Origin of the sequence: Pseudomonas sp. MNR3A, from assembly GCF_009650575.1 — a bacterium.
Taxonomy (GTDB): domain Bacteria; phylum Pseudomonadota; class Gammaproteobacteria; order Pseudomonadales; family Pseudomonadaceae; genus Aquipseudomonas; species Aquipseudomonas machongensis.
Genome location: NZ_VZZS01000030.1, coordinates 51,710 through 71,233 on the forward strand (window position 1 = coordinate 51,710; position 19,524 = coordinate 71,233).

Annotated in this window: 5 protein-coding genes; 4 read left to right on the forward strand and 1 reads right to left on the reverse strand. The window is 65.5% G+C overall.

The window, feature by feature from the left end:
* The first annotated feature begins 21 nt into the window (after positions 1-21).
* From dsbD to F6X62_RS20545, 4 genes are all read left to right on the forward strand, one after another.
* A complete protein-coding gene (gene dsbD, locus F6X62_RS20530; RefSeq protein ID WP_153774554.1) occupies positions 22-1,752 on the forward strand; it encodes a protein-disulfide reductase DsbD in 1,731 nt (576 codons plus the stop codon).
* On the forward strand, positions 1,752-2,588 hold the full coding sequence (locus F6X62_RS20535; protein WP_063545640.1) for a TlpA disulfide reductase family protein: 837 nt from the start codon (positions 1,752-1,754) through the stop codon (positions 2,586-2,588). Before dsbD ends, F6X62_RS20535 begins: the two co-directional genes overlap by 1 nt.
* 1 nt (position 2,589) lies before the next feature.
* The gene (gene dsbG / locus F6X62_RS20540) at positions 2,590-3,348 is read left to right on the forward strand and encodes a thiol:disulfide interchange protein DsbG (RefSeq protein WP_153774555.1); all 759 of its coding nucleotides are present in this window, start codon (positions 2,590-2,592) and stop codon (positions 3,346-3,348) included.
* Between the two features lie 111 nt (positions 3,349-3,459).
* A complete protein-coding gene (locus F6X62_RS20545; protein WP_153774556.1) occupies positions 3,460-6,330 on the forward strand; it encodes an RHS repeat-associated core domain-containing protein in 2,871 nt (956 codons plus the stop codon).
* A gap of 48 nt (positions 6,331-6,378) precedes the next feature.
* Here F6X62_RS20545 and F6X62_RS20550 read toward each other — a convergent pair whose 3' ends face one another.
* The gene (locus tag F6X62_RS20550; RefSeq protein WP_153774557.1) at positions 6,379-19,332 is read right to left on the reverse strand and encodes a non-ribosomal peptide synthetase; all 12,954 of its coding nucleotides are present in this window, start codon (positions 19,330-19,332) and stop codon (positions 6,379-6,381) included.
* Positions 19,333-19,524: the final 192 nt, after the last annotated feature.

Here is a 19,524-nt window from a genome sequence, read left to right on the forward strand (position 1 = left end):
ATGCACTGCCAAGGCGTCGACATGCGTGTTCTCCTGCTCTTCCTGACATTCCTGCTCGCCGGCCCGCTCCAGGCCAATCCCTTCGCTCCCAAGTCGGATTTCCTGCCGGTGAATCAGGCTTTCGTCCTGAGCCAGGACCGCTTGCCTTCCGGGCAGATGCGCCTGTATTTCCAGATCAAGGATGGCCACTACCTCTACCAGAAGCGCCTGAAGTTCGACGGCATTCCCGTCGATCAGCAACCGCAACTGCCTGCGGCTCTCAACCATCATGACGAGTTCTTCGGCGACAGCGCCGTCTATCGCACCGAACTCGAGTTGCTGCTGCCCGCCAACGCCACTGGCGAACTGCGACTGGGCTGGCAGGGCTGCGCCGATGCCGGGCTGTGCTATCCACCGCAAACCACCGTGATCGATCTGGGCGGCCAGGCGGTTTCTGCTGCGCCAGCCGCACCGGATGGCGGACAAGCCAGAGACCAGGCCCTGGCCAGCGGCCTTCAGCACAGCAGCCTGGCCTGGAGCCTGCTGGCGTTCTTCGGCCTGGGTCTGCTGCTGGCCTTCACCCCCTGCTCGCTACCGATGCTGCCCATCCTCGCCGGGTTGGTCATGGGCAATGGTGCCAGTGCACGACGTGGCTGGATTCTGGCCGGCGTCTACGTTCTGAGCATGGCCTTGGTGTACGCCGCACTGGGTGTGGTCGCCGCGCTGCTCGGCGCCAGCCTGCAGGCCTGGCTACAGCAACCCTGGCTGCTGGGCAGCCTGGCCGGCCTGTTCGTGATCCTCGCCCTGCCGATGTTCGGGGCCTTCGAACTGCAGCTGCCCGCCGCCGTGCGTGACCGCCTCGATCGTGCAGGCCAGGGCACGCGTGGCGGCAACCTGTATGGCGCAGCGTTGCTTGGCGCGCTCTCGGGCCTGCTTATGGGGCCGTGCATGACCGCGCCACTGGCCGGTGCGCTGCTCTATATCGCCCAGAGCGGCGATGTGGTGCAGGGCGCGCTGGTGCTGTTCAGCCTGGGGCTGGGCATGGGCGTTCCACTGCTGTTGCTGGTCACCCTGGGCAACCGCTACCTGCCACGCCCTGGATCCTGGATGAACCTGGTCAAGGGCGTGTTCGGCTTCGTCTTCCTGGCAATGGCGCTGTACACCCTGCGCAGCCTGCTGCCAGAACCACTGCTGCTGGCACTGGTCGGCGCCTGGCTGATTGCCCTGGCCTGGGCTGCATGGCCTGCCCTGCAGCGTCTGCCGGCGCTGCGAGCCCTGCCGTTGCTGGGTGCGCTCTGGGGTGGCCTGTTGCTGGTCGGTGCTGCCGCCGGTGGCAACGATCTGTGGCAACCGCTGCAGCCATTCACCGGTGGTGGCGCCGCGCCGATGAGCAGCGCCCATGACCAGCGGGTTATCACCATCGACAACCCGCAGGACCTGCAGCGCGAACTGGATGCCGCCAAGGCGCGCAACCAATGGGTGTTAGTCGACTACTACGCCGACTGGTGCGTATCGTGCAAAGTGATGGAGAAACAGGTATTTGCCCGCAGCGACGTGCAAGCCAGCCTCGACGGCGTGCAACTGCTGCGCCTGGATGTCACTGCCGACACCCCCGCCAGCCGCGCATTGCTGCAACGCTACCAGGCTCCAGGCCCGCCCAGCCTGATCTGGATCGGCCCGGAAGGTGACGAGCGCCGTACCCGGCGCATCACCGGCGAAATCGACGCGGCAGCGTTCCTGCAACACTGGGCCCAGACCAGGAGTCAAGGTTGATGCTGACGGTAACCCTGGGGCCATTGACCATGGCCCTGAACCACCTGCTGCTGCTCAGTGCATTGGGCATCGCTTGCCTGGTCGGCTGGTGGGTGGCCCGCCGTGGCGGCGAAAGCCCCGAGTCGGCACTGTTCAACCTGTTTCTGGTCGGAGTCCTCAGCGCGCGTGCAGGCTTCGTCCTGGAGTACTGGGCGATGTACCGCGACGAGCCACTGCAGATCATCGACATTCGCGATGGCGGCTTCCAACTCTGGAGCGGCCTGGCGGGCATCGTCGCTGCTGCCTTGTGGCAAGGTCGACGCCGTCCGGGCCTGCGCCGGCCACTGGGCTGGGCACTGTTCAGCGGCGCCCTGTTCTGGGGGCTGGCAAGCCTGGGCAGCCACCTGTACAGCAAAGGCACCGAACTGCCCGATCTGAGCCTGCGCAACGCCAGCGGCGAGTCGGTGGCCCTGCACAGCTACCGCGGCACACCCCTGGTCATCAACATCTGGGCCACCTGGTGCCCACCGTGCCGACGGGAGATGCCCGTGCTGCAGCAGGCCCAGAGCGACTACCCCGACGTGACCTTCCTGTTCGTCAACCAAGGCGAAACACCCGAAAGCGTCAGTACCTTCCTTGCCACGACCGGCCTGAGCCTGAACCACGTGCTGTTCGACGGCAGTGGGCAACTGGCGCAACGGGTCGGCTCCATGGCCCTGCCCACCACTTTGTTCTACAACGCCGAGGGCCGCCTGGTAGGCAGCCATCTCGGCGAGCTGTCCCGCGCCAGCCTGCACAACGCCCTGGAACCTTTAAAGCGGGCCGTGGCGCCCGCCCCCGCCGTACAAGGAAAATGACATGCGACTGACTGCTCTCCTGCCCCTCTCCCTGGCCCTGCTCGTCGCGCCCCTTGCCCAAGCAGAGCCCTGGCCCAAGCCGATTCAGCAGATGGAGGCCAAGGGCGCGGTGATCAAGGGCACGTTCGACGCGCCCAATGGCCTGCGCGGCTATGCCGCCGAGTACCATAGCAACGGCATCGCCCTGTATCTGACCCCCGACGGCAAGCACGTACTGGTTGGCAGCCTGTTCGATGAACAAGGCCAGGACCTGAGCGCCGAGCCACTGGACAAGCTGGTCTACGCACCGATGAGCAAGGAAATCTGGGCGAAGATGGAAAAGACCGCCTGGATCCAGGACGGCAAGGCCGATGCGCCACGCATCGTCTACCTGTTCAGCGACCCCAACTGCCCTTACTGCAACATGTTCTGGCAACAGGCGCGGCCCTGGGTCGACTCGGGCAAGGTGCAATTGCGCCATATCATGGTCGGCATCATCCGCCCGGACAGCCCTGGCAAGTCCGCCGCGCTGTTGTCGGCAAAAGACCCTGCCAAGGCACTGCAAGAACACGAAAGCGCTGGCAAGGCCAGCACGCTCAAGGCACTGGACACCATTCCCGAACCCACACAGAAGCAACTCGCAGCCAACCAGGCGTTGATGGAAGAAATGGGGCTGGGCGCAACGCCTGCGATCTTCTACCAGGATGAACAGGGACAACTGCAAAGCCAACAAGGCGCGCCACGCCCGGAAATGCTCGGCAAGATCCTGGGCAAGCGCTGACCTGATAAATCTGTCAGGTGCGAGACCGACGCAGTCTCCCTAGACTCCTCTTATCGCACCCTCGCGGCCACGCGATCGGTGCACAGGATGCGATGAGAAGAGGGATCGCAGATGCCTGCCATCAAGGCTGCACGCTACCATGCCGAAACACCGGACGTGACGGTGCTGTCCGGTGCAGCAGGCGCTACGGTGACGCTGCGCCTGCTGCGCTCCCCACAGGATGGAGCAGACATACCCGCAGCAAAACTGCTGCGTAACCGCACCCATGCAGATGCACTGACCCGCACCGTCCGCCAGTTCGGTGCACGAGCATTGCAGGTATCGGCAGGCGCAACGACGCTGGCCGATGTCACGACGGTCGCCAGCCTCGGCGGCCGACAGTTGAAGCTGCACACCACCGACGGCGATACCTCACTGTCGCTTGATGATGCCACTGGTCGGCCACTGTGGACCTGCAACGCCCAGGGCACCCACCACACGCACACCTATGAAGCCCCAGAACAAGGCGGGCGCAAGAGCGCGATCTTCGAGCACCCAGCCGCCGGCATCGCACGTATGCGCGAGCGCCTGGTGTATGCCCCAGCCACTGCTGCCGACCGCCAGCGCAACCTGGCAGGTGCCACGCTCAAGCATTTCGACAACGCAGGCCTGACCCATACAGCCTTGCTATCGCTGACCAGCAAACCTCTCGAAACCCGGCAAAAGCTGTTGCAACCTCAAGCCGAACAACCCGATTGGGCTGGCAGCAGTGAAGGTGATCTGGAAGAGAACGTACTGATCACCGTTAACCGATACAACGCAGTGGGCGATGTGCTGGTACGCACCAACGCAGCCGGGGTCACGAGCTCGAAGACACTGGACGTCAGTGGCGCAGTACGTCAGATACATTTGCGCCAGGGTGCCAAGGAGGCCATGGCGCTCGCGGCTGTCACGCGCAGGGCCGATGGCATGGTCATGGCGCAGACGTCTGGCAATGGCGTGGTCGACCTCTATGGCTACTCGCCCACCAGTCAGCGCCTGATTCAACATCGTACGCAACGCCCAAGTGACCATGCGCTGGGCTATCTGCTGATCAGCGACCTGCACTATGGCTACGATCCCGCAGGCAACATCCTCGCCCTCGATGACCAAGGTGCCGACCCTCAATGGCATGACAACCTACAGTCTGACGGTCTGCGCGAATACGCCTACGACACCCTGTACCGCCTGGTCGAGGCCAGCGGGCGCGAGCGCAGCCCGGTCGGTGCCTACTGGTCGTCCTCCTTCGGAACGTCCGACCGCCAGGGCGGCATGGTCTGGACACCTTACAGCGAACGCTACGAATACGACGACGGTGACAACCTGATCACCTTGAGTCACACCGGTGCTGCCGGCCAGCGCACCCAGCAGTTGCGTGTGTCGACCCAAAGCAACCGCGCAATGCCCGAGGGCCACGGGCTGACACCAGACAACGGCTTCCTGCCTGGCGGCCTGCAGAAACAACTGGTGGATGGCCGGGCACTGGCTTGGTTGGCCGATCACCAGTTGGGCCAGGTGTCGCTGGTCAAACGCGCTACCGGTGCGGCGGATGATATCGAGCAGTACCGATACGCCAATGGCGGCACCCGCCGTCGCAAAATCAGTACGGTGCGCGTGACCAACGGAATCCAGACCACCCTGACGACCTACCTCGATAACTGCGAAGTACGCCTGCGCACACTCGAAGGCCAGCCCCAGGCGCTCAAGCACGTGGTGATCAGCGAAGTCGAGGAGGTGCGTTGGATTGAAAATCGCCTGAGTACCGAGGTTCACCTGCGCTATGGGTTTAGCGACCATCTGAGCAGCAGTGCAGGAGAAACGGACGAGGCGGGAAACATCGTCTCGCGTGAGGAATACACCCCTTATGGCGAAACAGTTGGCCTAGATGAGCAGGCAGCGGAAGTCGACGGATTAACCCAACGTACGTCGCGTCATGCCGGCAAGGAGCTCGATGCCAGCGGTCTTTACTACTACGGCTGGCGATACTATCAGACGGGGTTGGGGCGATGGCTGAGTGCCGATCCCGGTGGGCTTGTTGATGGCCCGAATCTGTATCGGATGAATAGAAATAATCCTCTGCGCTTTCGTGACGCTACGGGGATGTCTCCAGCAGAGACCTTTATGAGTATAGCCATTGAAATATTTGCCATCTGGCTGCTTCTGCTGAACATAGCGACGCTTGTTACGAACAACCAACCCCTCTATTACCAGGTCAAAGATGCACAGAGAAACGGAACATCACTGACAGCTCCCTTATGGAAGCACTGGAGAGAATGGGGTGGCCGCCTCCATGTTGCATCCAGCGGACTAAGGGTGCTTAACATCCTTAATGCGATTACTTTAATGTTATTGGGCCGGGTCTCCCCCAATGATCCCACCGTGCGATATTTAACCATGTTTGGCGCCATGACATCGGTCGGGGCCCAAAATCTTGCACAATATCGGGTGTTTATGAAACAACGTACAGCTGAACAAATTCGCCGTGCTCAGTTGGAATCTGAAGAGGCTCCCCCGTTCAGAAATGATGCTCAATCACGCGATAATCAAAACTCCGCGGGCGGCGAAAACTTCGTTCACCAATACGCGCCTAGCAGACCACACTCTCCCAGACTTGGGGAACAGCGCCCGGATACGCACGACGCTATAGAGAGGGTCGCCTTGCCCGCTCCATCGGCACATACCAACGCAGGAGAGGACTTCTCTGCACCGCAGCACGTCGCCATCAATATTGACGACCCAGATACAAATGATACTCAACAAGTACCGACGCTAGCTCGCACGCACAGCACATCGAGCGAAGAGAGTACTCTCAACCTGGAGACACTGTTCCCTGACACCTCCGACGATGATTCAAAGTCCAGCCGGCACTCAAGCCTATCAAGTAACCCTTCGACGGTAAGAAAAAGAAAGGACGATTCCCCGGGTAGCAAGCGCAAAAATATCACTAACATCACACGGTTTTAAATACAGCACGACACCCGCGCGGCTTGCCCGCGCGGGTGTCGTGGCCTGTTACAACCCCTCCAACTCCGCCATCAGATCACTCAACCGATCCACCTTATCCTCATCCAACGCGCTGCCCTGCAACCCTTCGACATACACCGCCAGCTCTTCCACGGTGCTGCACTCGAACATCGCCCGCAGCGGCACGTTCAGTTGCAGGCGCTTCTGCACGCGTGAGGCAATCTGCGTGGCCAGCAGCGAGTGCCCGCCCAGTTCGAAGAAGTTGTCGCGCACCCCGACCCGCTCAGCCTTGAGCACCTCGCCCCAGATAGCGGCCAGGATCTCTTCCAGCTCGCTGCGCGGCGCCAGGTAATCCTGGCTGTGCTGGCCACCGATCTCGATGACCGGCAGCGCCTTGCGGTCGAGCTTGCCGTTGGCATTGTGCGGCAGGTTATCGAACCAGGCCCAGTGCAGCGGCACCATGTACTCCGGCAACTCGGCACGCAGACGCTGCTTGATCTGCTCGAGCAGACCGGCATCGGCCACCACGCCCTGATGGGCTACCAGATAGCCAACCAGATGCTTGCCATTAGCGCCCTCCTGGACACCAACTGCCGCATCGCGAATCTGCGGCTGCTCGTGCAGGCGCGCTTCGATTTCGCCAAGCTCGATGCGGTAGCCGCGGATCTTCACCTGATGGTCGATACGCCCGACATATTCGAGCACACCATCGGCACGGCGCCGCGCCAGGTCGCCGGTACGATACAGGCGCTCACCCGGCGCTCCATGCGGATGCGGGATGAAGGCCAGGGCCGTACGCACCGGGTCGCCAACATAACCACGACCGACACCCGTGCCGGCCACGCACAGCTCGCCCACCGCACCCAACGGCACCAGCGTCTGCTCTTCGCCGTAGAGGTACAGGCGGTTGTTGTCGGTCGGGGTGCCGATGGGCAGGTAGCTGCCGCGGGTCGAGTCGGCATCGACACGGAAGAACGCCACATCGTCCGAACATTCGGCCGGGCCATAGGCGTTGACCAGGCCGGTCTGCGGATAGCGCTCCAGCCACTGGGCGGCCAACTCCGGTGGCATCGCCTCGCCGGTCGGCAGCATCCAGCGCAGGCCATCCAATGCCTGATGATCGTTGGCCAGCATGCCCTGGATCAGCGAGGGTACGCTTTCCAGCACGGTGATACCGCTGGCCTGGACATGCGCCAGCAAGCCCTGGGGATCGTGGGCGATGGCATTCGGCACGATCTCGACACTGGCCCCGAACAGCGGCGCCGCCAGGAACTGCCACACCGAGATGTCAAAACTCTGCGAAGCGGTCTGGGCGATAACATCGTGTTCGTCCAGCGCCAGGTACGGCACCTTGCTCAGCTGGTTGTTGAGCATGCCGCGCTGCTCGACCATCACGCCCTTGGGCAGCCCGGTGGAGCCCGAGGTGTAGATCACATAGGCCAGGTTGTCCGGCCCGCTGTGGATACCCGAGTTGTGGCCAGCGACCTGGCTGGCCTGGATATCCTCCCACACCAGCAGCTTCGGCCGTACCGCCCCGCTCAGCTCGTCGAGCAACTGACCCGCCTGCTCGGCACAGGCGGCGCTGCACACCAGCACCGGCGTGCGGCTGAGCTCGACGATACGCTGCAGGCGCGCGGGGGGCAGGCCCGGATCCAGCGGTAGGTAACCCGCACCGGCCTTGAAGCTGCCAACGATCATCCCCAACAGCGGCAGACCACGCTCGGCCAGCAGGGCAACGGGCTGATCGATGCTCACACCGGCTGCGACCAGCGCATGTCCCAGGCGGTTGGCGGCCAGGTTGAGCCCGGCATAGTCGTAGGACGCCTCCAGGCAACGGGCGGCGATACGCTCGGGGTGCGCCGCAACGCGTGCCTCGAACAGCTCGACATAGCTCTGCTCCAAGGTATAGGCGTGCTCGGTGCGATTGCAGTCCTCGAGCAGGAAGCGCTGCTCGTCGGCACCCAGCAGTGGCAGTGCCTGGACCTCACCCTCGAAGCCTTCGACCAGCGCCAGCAGCAGACGCTTGAATTCGGCCAGCAGGCGCTCGACGGTCGGGTAGTCGAAGTAGCGCTGGTCGAACGACAGGTGCAGGCCCAGGTCGTCGCCCGGATAGCACACCGCCGTCAGCGGGAAGTTGGTGTGGGTACGGCCCGAGTCGGAGCTGGCGTTCAGATGTTGGGCGTGGTCAAGCACATTGCTCTCGACCGGCGCGTTTTCGAACACGAACAGGCTGTCGAACAGCGCCTGCCCCTTGGGCAGCTCGCTGCACTCCTGGATCGCCACCAGCGGCAGGTACTCGTATTCGCGCAACTGCATGTTGCGATCGAGCAGGCCTTGCAGCCACTGACGCACGCTCTGGCGCTCGCCGGCGGCAGGCAGTTGCACGCGCAAGGCGATGCTGTTGATGAACAGCCCGACCGTGCGTTGCATCTGCGGCAAGCTCACCGGGCGCCCGGCGACGGTCACCCCGAACACCACGTCGCGCTCGCCGCTGTAGCGAGCCAGTACCAGTGCCCAGGCCGCCTGGGCGAAGGTGTTGACGGTGAGTTGATGAGCCTGGGCCAGTTCACGCAGACGCGCACCTTCGCTCACCTCAAGGCGGGTGTAGCAATCGCCGACGATCATGCCGTCACCGGCGTGGTCATGGCGCAGCGGGCGGTCGCTGGGGATCGCCGTGGCGCGTTCGAAGCCGGCCAGGTTGGCCTGCCACCACTGGCGTGCTTCGTCCAGGTCCTGGCGCTGCAGCCAGCCGATGTAGTCGCGATAGCGCGGCGGCACCGGCAACTGCGCGGCACGGCCTTCGCCCAGCGCCTGGTAGATCTCGAAGAAATCGTTCATCAGCAACGAGCGGCACCAGGCATCGATGAGGATGTGATGGTTGCTCATCATGAACCAGTAGCGCTCATCGGCTACGCGCACCAGGCGCAGGTGGAACGGCGCCTCGCGCAGCAACTCGAATCCGGCTTCGCGCTCCTGCTTGTGCAGGGCCTGCAGGCGTTGCTCCTGGCTGGCGTCGTCGAGGTCGCGCCAGTCCTGGTAGTCGACGGCGGTCTTGCCGGGCTTGTGGATGATCTGCAACATCGCTTCGCCGGCGTTCCAGCTGAACGATGCGCGCAGGGCCTCGTGGCGCGCCACCACTGCCTGCCAGGCCTGGGCGAAGCGCTCGGGGTCCAGCGCACTGTTGATGCGGTAGCGGTCCTGCATGTAGTAGATGCCGGTGCCCGGTTCCAGCAGGGTGTGCAGCAGCAGCCCTTCCTGCATTGGCGTCAGCGGGTAGACATCCTCGATCTCGCCAGCCGGCACCGGCAGCGTGTCGATCTGCTCCTGGGTCAGTTGGGCCAGCGGGAAGTCCGACGGCGTGAAGCTACCGTTGCCCTCGACCAGGCAGTGGGTGACCAACGCCAGCAGTTCCTGGCGATAGGCTTCGGCCAGCTCGGCGATGGTCGCCTCGTCGTAGCGCTCTGTACTGAAGGTCCAGCGCAGTTGCAAGGCACCACCATAGACCTGGCCATCCACGCTCAGCCAGTTGGGCAGTGGCGCGTCCAGGTCATGGGCCAGCCCCGCAGGGGCATCCAGCGGCTGGAACGCGGCATTGGCGTCGAACTGCTGGTCGAACTGCCCGAGGTAGTTGAAGGTGATGCGCGCCTGTGGCAACGCCGCCATGCGCTCACGCCCCGCAGAATCGGCCAGGTAGCGCAGCACACCATAACCCAGCCCTTTGTGCGGCACCTGGCGCAGTTGTTCCTTGATGCCCTTGATCGACGCACTGCGCGCGGCATCGTCGTCGCCGGTTGCCGGGCTCAAGCTCAGCGGATAGGCGTTGGTGAACCAGCCGACGCTGCGGGTCAGGTCGATGTCTTCGAACAGCCCTTCGCGTCCATGCCCCTCAAGCTGTACCAGCACCTGCTCATCGCCGCTCCAGTGGCTCAGGGTGCGCGCCAGAGCGGTCAGCAGCAGGTCGTTGACCTGGGTGTGATAGGCCGCTGGTGCCTGCTGCAACAGTTGGCGGGTCTGCTCGGTGTCGAGCTCGATGGCCAAGGTGCGCGCATGCCGGTGCAGGTTGCCGCCCTGCGGGTGATCGCACGGCAGCTCGCGGCGCACACGCCCCAGCTGTCCCTCCCACCAGCCCAGCTCGTCACGCAGCGAGTCGCTGCCGGCATAGCTGGCCAGGCGAGCCGACCAGTCGCCCATGGCATGGGTCTTGGCCGCCAGGGTTTCACCGCGGTACAGCGCCTGCAGGTCCTCCAGCAATACACGCCAGGACACACCGTCGATAACCAGGTGATGGATGGCCAGCAGCAAGCGTTGCGCGCCTGCGCCATCGGTCAGCAGCAGGCCGCGCAACAGGGGCCCTTGCTGCAGGTCGAGGCTGCGCTGCACGTCGGTATAGAGCGCCTGGCAATCGTCGAAGGCAGCGACGGTCGCCGTCCACAGCAGCGGCTGGGCGCCGGCCTGGTCGTATTCCCCCTGCCAGCGGCCAGCCACCTGGGTGAAGCGCAGGCGCAGGCTGTCGTGATGCTGCACCAGCGCCGCCAGCGCAGCCTCAAGCCGGTCAGCGAGCAGCGGTTTGCGTGCTTCGAGCAGCACAGCCTGGTTCCAGTGCTGTGGCTGTGGCACTTCGCTGTCGAAGAACCAATGCTGGATCGGCGTCAGGCCGATACGGCCCTGACGCGCCCCCTGCTCCACATGCGTTGGCCCCGCGCCATGGCTGACCACGGTTGCCAGGGTCTGGATGGTCTGGTGCTGGAACAGGTCGCGCGGGGTGAACTGCAGGCCCAACTGACGGGCGCGGCTGACCACCTGGATCGACAGGATCGAGTCACCGCCAAGCTCGAAGAAATTGTCCTGCACACCCACGCGCGAGACATTGAGCACCTCGCGCCAGATCTGCGCCAACTGCGCCTCCAACTCATTGGCCGGCGCCTGGTACAGCTGGTGTGCCTGCTCGAGATCCGGCGCTGGCAGCGCACGACGGTCGAGCTTGCCATTGCCCATCAGCGGCAGGCGCTCGAGCAGTACCAGGTGCGCAGGCACCATGTAGTCGGGCAGATGTTGCCGGGCATGGGCCTTCACCGCCTCGCGCAGGTGCGCCTGGGCATCACTGCTCGCCTTGGCCTGAGCGCAGACCAGGTAGCCCACCAGTTGCTTGCCGCCCGGCAGGTCGAGGGCCAGAACCACGGCCTCCTCGACATCGGCGTGCTCCTGCAGGCGGCTCTCGATCTCGCCCAGCTCGATGCGGAAACCACGGATCTTCACCTGCTGGTCAGCGCGGCCGATGTACTCGACCAACCCGTCGGCGCGCAGGCGCACCAGATCGCCGGTGCGATACAGCCGGCCACCGTCACGGCTGAAGGGGTCGGCGACGAAACGTTCGGCCGACAGCCCCGGGCGGTCGTGATAGCCCTGGGCGAGGCCCGCGCCACCGACATACAGCTCACCGATGCCGCCCTGGGGCAACAGCGCCAGGTCCTCGTCGAGGATGTAGCCGGTGCGCGCCCCAATCATGCGGCCAATCGGCACGCTGCCCGCATCGGCCGACAAGGTATCGGGGGCCAGGCACGCCAGCGGCATGACCACGGTTTCGGTCGGGCCGTAGGCATTGAAGAATTGCTGCGGGGCGAAGGCCTGGCGGATGCGCTGCAAGTGCTCGCCGGTCAGCGCTTCGCCGCCGGTGATCACCAGGCGCACAGGCAGTTGCTCGCCACGTCCAGCCAGGAACTGCGCCAGCTGGCTGCCATAGCTCGGGGTGAAACCGAGAATGCTCACCTGCTGCTCGCGCACCAGGTCGCAGATCTCTTCGGCGCCCCACTGCCCCTGGGCGCGCAACACCACCCGTGCCCCGCACAGCAGCGGCGTGAGCAGGCGTTCGCTGGCCGCATCGAAGTTGATCGAATAGAAATGCAGCTCGCAATCGTCGCTGCGCATGCCGAAGTCGGCGATCACCGCCTGGCAGTGCATGGCGATCTCGCCATGGCTGACCACCACGCCCTTGGGCTTGCCGGTGGAGCCGGAGGTGTAGATGAGGTAGGCCTGGTGCTGCGGCAGGTTGAGGTTGTCCAGTGGCGCATCGCTGTAGGCGGACAGCGACGCTGCGTCGTCCTCCAGGCTCCAGGTGACCACACCGGCCGGCAGTTCGCCAAGGGTCGCGAGCAGCTCGCGCTGGCCGATCAGCAGGCCCAGGCGGCTGTCCTCGATCATGTAGTGCAGGCGCTCGAGCGGGTATTCCGGATCGAGCGGCACATAGGCTCCACCGGCCTTGAGGATCGCCAGCAGGCCGACCACCATCTGCGACGAGCGCTCCAGCGCCAGGCCCACCCGCACTTGCGGGCCGACCCCGCGCTCACGTAGGGCTCGGGCCAGACGGTTGGCCTGCTGATCGAGCTCGGCGTAGCTCAGGTGCTGGCCGGCGAAGGTCAAGGCCCGGGCCTGCGGCGTACGTTCTACCTGAGCGGCGAACAGCCCGTGCAGGGTCTGGTCGAGATCGAAATCCTGTTCGCCCTGAAGCTGCCCGACCAGCTCCTGCTGCTCGGCACCCGACAGCATCGGCAGCTCGCACAGGCGTTGCTGCGGATCTTCGAGCATCGCCGCCAGCAACTGCTGCAGGTGTTCGGCCATGCGCGCGATGCGCGGCTCATCGAACAGGTCGCGGCTGTAGGTCAGGCAGCAGCCGAGCCGGCCGTCCAGGTCGGTGACTTCCAGGTACAGGTCGAACTTGGTGGCGCTGGCGTCGTTGACCAGGTAGTCCACCTGCATGCCTGCCAAGGTTCGGCTTTGCTGGAAGGCCCAGCGCTGCACGTTGCACATTACCTGGAACAGCGGGTTGTAGGCACTGCTGCGCGGCGGCTGCAGGGCTTCGACCAGTTGTTCGAACGGCAGGTCCTGGTGCGACTGGCCGTCGATGATGGTCTGACGCATCTGCTCGAGCAGCGCGGCGGCGCTCATCTGTCCGTCCAGTTCGCAGCGCAGCACCTGGGTGTTGAGGAAGGCACCGATCAGCCCCTCGCTTTCCGGACGGATGCGGTTGGCCACCGGCGCGCCGATACGCAGGTCGCGCTGGCCACTGTAGCGGTGCAGCAGTGCGGCCAGCGTGGCGGTCATGGTCATGAACAGGGTCAGCCCGCGCTGGCTGTTGAACGCATGCACACGCTCGACCAGCGCCGGGTCGAGGTCGAAGCGGTACAGCTCGCCGCGATGGCTCTGCACCGCTGGGCGCGGGCGGTCCGTCGGCAGTGCCAGGACCGGATGCTCGTCGCCCAGGCGCGCTTTCCAGTAGTCGAGCTGGCGCGCGCCCTCCCCGCCTTCAAGCCACTGGCGCTGCCAGACGCTGTAGTCCAGATACTGCACTGGCAGCGGCTGCAGCGGCGATTCGCGCTCGTCGACGAAGGCTTCGTAAAGCTCGCCCAGCTCACGGGCGAAGATGTCCATCGCCCAGCCTTCGGTAACGATATGGTGCAGGGTCAGGACGAAATAGTGCTCACGCTCCTGCACCTTGACCAGGCAGGCACGCAGCAACGGACCACGTTCCAGGTCGAACGGCTGGTGCGCCTGCTCGTCGGCCAGCTGCTGCAGACGCTGCTGGCGATTGTCGGCCGGCAGCGCGCTGAAGTCCTGCCAGTCCAGGTGCAGGCCGCTGTCGTCGGCCACACACTGGTAGGGCTTGCCATCGATGCTGGGGAAGGTGGTGCGCAGGGTCTCGTGGCGTACGATCAACGCCTGCAGGGCACGCTCGAAAGCGTCCACATGCAGCGCGCCGCATAGACGCGCCATGCCGCCGACGTTGTACGCGGGGCTGTCCGGCTCCATCTGCCAGAGGAACCACATGCGCTGCTGCGAGTACGACAGCGGCACGGCCTGACGGCGATCGACACGGGTGATCGCGCCCTGCAGGTTGCACCCACCGCTGGCGCGGATCCGCGCGATCTCGGCACAGAAGGCACCCAGCTCACTGGCCTCGAACAGCGCCTTGAGCGGCAGCTCGACGTCACAGGCCTGGCGGCAGCGCGAAACGATCTGGGTGGCCAGCAGCGAGTGGCCACCGAGGGCGAAGAAGTCGTCCTGCAGACCGACCTGCGGCAGGTTCAGCACCTCGCGCCAGATCGCCGCCACTTGCTGTTCCAGCGCAGACTGCGGCTCGACGTGTTGGCGCTGCTGCCAGACTGGCGCCGGCAGCGCCTTGCGATCGACCTTGCCGCTCGGGCCCAGGGGCATCTGCGCAAGGTGAACCAACTGCGCTGGCACCATGTAGGCGGGCAGTTGCGCGCCGAGGGTCGCCAGCAAGGCGGCGCTCTGCTCGACGCCGCTGTAGTAACCGACCAACTGCGCGCCGACAGCGTCGCGGTGGATCAGCACCAACGCCTGCTCGACACCTTGCTGGGCCAGCAGCACGGCCTGGACTTCTTCAGGCTCGACGCGGAAGCCGCGCACCTTGACCTGCTGGTCGAGGCGCCCGAGGTATTCCAGCGCACCGTCGTGCACCAGCCAGCGCGCGCGGTCGCCGCTGCGGTACAGGCGCTGACCGTCGCCATCGGGTTGCGGCACGAAACGCTCGGCGGTGAGTCCCGGACGTCCCAGATAGCCACGGGCCAGGCCCGCGCCGCCCAGGCACAGTTCGCCCGGCACGCCCGGTGCGGTCAGTTCGAATTCATCATCCAACACACGGCACAGCACATTGGCCAGCGGACGGCCGATGGGCGAGCGCTCGCCATCCTCGCGCTGGCTGTGCCAGTGGGTGACGTTGATCGCGGTCTCGGTCGGGCCATAACGGTTGTGCAACTGCACCTGGGGGAGCAAGGCCAGGGCCCGGTCGCGCAGGCTGGCAGGCAGCGCCTCGCCGCCGGAGAACAGCCGACGCAGGCTGGTGCAACCTGCGGCCAGCGGCTCCTGGACAAACACGTGCAACAGCGGCGGCACGAAGTGCAGCGTGGTCACTCCATGCTGCTGCACCAGTGCGGCGATGCGCTGCGGATCGCGGTGCTCACCAGGGCCTGCCAGTACCAGGCGGCAGCCGGTGACCAGCGGCCAGAAGCATTCCCACACCGACACGTCGAAGCTGATCGGTGCCTTCTGCATCAGCACGTCGCGGTCGTCCAGCGCATAGGTGGCCTGCATCCATTGCAGGCGTTCGGCCAGGGCAGCATGGGTGTTGCCCACGCCCTTGGGCTGGCCAGTGGAGCCGGAGGTATAGATCACATAGGCCAGGTGCTCGCCTTCCAGGCGCAGGCCCGGTGCCTGGCTGGGCCAGGTGTCCAGGTGCAACTGGTCCAGCGCGATGGTACTGACGCCCTCGACCTGGGGCAGGCGCTCGAGCAGGGTGCTCTGGCTCAGCAGCAGGCCCGCACCACAGTCGGCGAGCATGTAGGCCAGGCGTTCGGCCGGGTAGTCGACATCCAGCGGTACATAGGCGCCGCCCGCCTTGAGGATCGCCAGCAGGCCGACCAGCAGTTGCGGCGAGCGCTCGACCGCGATGGCCACGCAGGTGTCCGGGCCGACGCCCTTGTCGCGCAGGTAGTGAGCCAGGCGGTTGGCCTGCTGGTGCAGGCTGGCGTAGTCGAGCTGACCGCCCTCCCACACCAGGGCGACGCGCTCCGGTGTCAGACGTGCCTGCTCGTTGAGCTGCTCGACCAGCAAGGCTCTGTCGGGCTCGGCAGGGGCCTGACCCCAGGCGAGCAGTTGCGCGCGGCCTGGCTCATCCAGCAGTTGCACTTCGCCCACGGCCAGCTGCGGTTGCGCGCAGACCTGTTCGAGCAGCGCCAGCAGGTGCTGGCCCAGGCGCTTGATGGTGCTCGCATCGAACAGCTCGGCGGCGTAGTCGAAGGCCAGTGTCAGCCGGCCCTGGTGGTCTTCCTCACTGTGCAGTTGCAGGTCGAACTTGGCCTCGCGGCTGTGCCACGGCAGCTCTTCGGCAAGCAGTCCGGGCAGGCGGCGCAGCGCGGACAGGTCGCGCTGCTGGTGGTTGAACATGACTTGGAACAGGCCCTGCTCACGGGCCTGGGGCAGCGCTTCGAGCAGTTGCTCGAATGGCAGGTCCTGGTGCGCCTGGGCGCCAAGGGTGCGCTCACGCACCTGGGCCAGCAACTGGTCGAACGGCGTACGGCCGTCGAACTCGGCACGCATGACCTGGGTGTTGATGAAGAAGCCGACCATGGCCTGGGTTTCCAGGCGCGGGCGGTTGGCGTTGGGGACGCCGACGCGGATGTCGGACTGGCCGCTGTAGCGCTGCAGCAAGGCTTGCCAGCCCGCCAGCAGGACCATGAACAGGCTGGCCTGCTGGTCACGGGCCAGGCCCTTGAGAGCTTCGCCGAGTTTGGCGGGCACCTTCATGTTCACGCGCGCAGCGCGCTGCTCGCCCAGCGCCGAGCGTGGATGGTCGGTGCACAGGTCGAGTACCGGCAATTCGTCGCCCAGTTGCGCCGTCCAGTATTCCAGCTGACGTGCAGCCTCACCTTCTGCCAGCCACTGGCGCTGCCAGGTGCCGTAGTCGGCGTAGCCCAGCGCCAGGGGCGCGAGATTGGGTTGCAGGCCCTGGCAGTGGGCGGCGTAGAGTCGGGCGAACTCCTCGAGCAGGATATTCAGCGACCAGCCGTCGGCGACGATATGGTGCAGGGTTACCCACAATTGGTGTTCTTCATCGTCCAGGCGCGCCAAGGTCACGCGCAGCAGCGGTCCTTGGAGCAAGTCGAAGGGTTGGCGGGCCTCATGCTCGCGACGATTGGCGACCTCGCTGGCGTCCACCCCTTCGAGATCGACACGCTGCAAGGCAAAGTCGGCATGCGCCAGCACATGCTGCAGGGCCTCGCCATCCACTTCGCTGAAGCGCGTGCGCAAAGATTCGTGACGCTCGACCAGCGCCTGGAAGCTCGCCTGCAGCGCCGCCTCGTCCAGCTCGCCACGCAGGTGCAGGCCGGCCGGGATATTGTAGGCAGCGGACTGCGGCTCCAGTTGCCACAACAACCACAGGCGGTTCTGCGCCAGCGATTGCGGCAATGCCTTGGCGCGATCGAGGCTGGCGATGGCGCCGGTGCCCTGCCCGCCCTGCTCCAGCGCGCAGGCCACTGCCGCGCTGTAGTCGGCCAGCACAGGCGCTTCGAACAGGGTACGCAGGCTGAGCGTGACACCCAGCTCATCGGACAGCCGCGCGGTGACCTGGGTGGCGGCGATGGAGTTGCCGCCCAGCAGCAGGAAATGATCGTCCGCCGTCACCGCCTCGACCTTGAGCAGGTCGCGCCATACCGCCGCGATGCGCATCTGCAGGGCATCGCCGCTGGCACCCCGCTCGGAGGACGCGGCATCTGCCGGGAAGCGAGCATAGCAATCGAGGCTGCCGTCGCTCATGCGCAGACGGCAGGCCGAACGCTGCAGCTTGCCACTGGAGGTCTTGGGCAGCGCCCCCGGGTTGAGCAGCAAGACCACGGCCGGCGCCTGGCGGCACGCGTCGGCGATGACCTGGCGCAGGGTCTTGATCAGCGCTTGCGCAGGCATCGCCTTCTGCACATTGCGGCTGACTTCCACCGCCACGCCGATGCCCTCTTCGCCTCGATCATCCACGGCGAACACCGCCACGCGCCCTTTGCGCAACACATCGACCTCACGCTCGAGGGTCTTCTCCAGATCCTGCGGATAGAGGTTCTGGCCGCGCACGATCAGCATGTCCTTCAACCGCCCGGTGACGAACACCTCGCCATCGCGCATGAAGCCCAGGTCGCCGGTGCGCAGCCAGGTCTGGCCGTCCATCTCGACAAAGGTACGCGCCGTGGCCTCGGGGTTGCGCCAGTAGCCCCGCGCAATGCTCGGGCCGCCGGCCCAGATTTCGCCCACCCGGTTATCGCCCAACACCGCCAGTTGCTGCGGTTCGACGATGCGCACCGCATGGCCCGGCTGCGGATAGCCGCAGCTCATCAGCACGCTGCCCTTGCCAGGCTCGGCGCGGTTGGCGGCGAAGGCCTCGGCATCGAGCTCCAGCGCGCCAATGCCCTGGCCGCGTCGGCTGCCGCTGACGAACAGAGTGGCTTCGGCCAGCCCGTAGCTGGCGAAGAAGCTGCTCGCCTGGAAGCCGCAAGCGGCGAACTTGCTGGCGAACGTCTCGAGGCTGTCCTGGCGGATCGGCTCGGAACCGGAGTAGGCCACCCGCCAGCGGCTGAGGTCGAGCCCGGCCAAGGCCGCCTCGCTGACCCGCTCGCTGCACAGGCGGTAAGCGAAATCCGGGCCGCCACTGATGGTGCCACCGTATTCGCTGATCGCCTGCAGCCAGCGCAGGGGCCGGGCGAGGAAGTAGCCCGGCGACATCAGCACACAGGGCACACCGCTGAAGATCGGTTGCAGCAGGCCGCCAATCAGGCCCATGTCGTGGTAAAGCGGTAGCCAGCTGACGATCACATCGTCAGGGTTGAGATCGATGCCAAAACCCTGGCGGATCAGCTGCTCGTTAGCCACCAGGTTGCCGTGGGTAACCTGCACACCCTTGGGCAGCGCGGTGGAGCCAGAGGTGTACTGCAGGAAGGCGATGTGCTCGCCGGCCAGCGCCGGTTCACGCCAGTCGTCGGCCAGCTCAGGGGGCAGACCGTCCACCGCCAGCAGGCCCGGGGCGGCATCCGTCGCCAGAGCATCAAGGCCCTGCAAACTGTCATGAAGCGCTTCTACCGTCAGCAGCAGACGCGGCTGGGCATCGTCGATGATCGACAGCAGCCGCTCCTGATGGTGCTGGCGCGAAGACTCCGGCGGATAGGCCGGCACTGCGATCACCCCGGCATACAGGCAGCCGAAGAATGCCGCGACATAGTCCGGACCGCTGGGAAACAGCAGGATCGCCCGATCACCGAACGTGGCGCGGGCCTGCAGGGCGGCGGCGATGGTACGGGCGCGCAAGTCCAGCTCGCGGTAGCTGAGCACCGCCTGTTCGCGGGGATCGTCGGCAAGAAAGCGCAAGGCGATCCGGTCCGGGGTCGCCGCGGCGCGTTGCGCCAGGGCCTGGACCAGCGTGAGCGGGAGTTCGAAGGCGTCCGTCATGGAGTGTTCCTGCCAGTGTCTGGGTAAGTCGGGCCGGGGCCGGGCCAGGTGCGCAAGGCACGTCGGGCGGGCGGCAGTCGGCGGCCGGATGTACACAGGGGAACGGATGGGCCGGAGAAATAATTAGAAACGTCGCGGGCCTGCGAACGACGTTCACACAGTGGTCATGGAGGGCGTGCAGCTTAGACCACA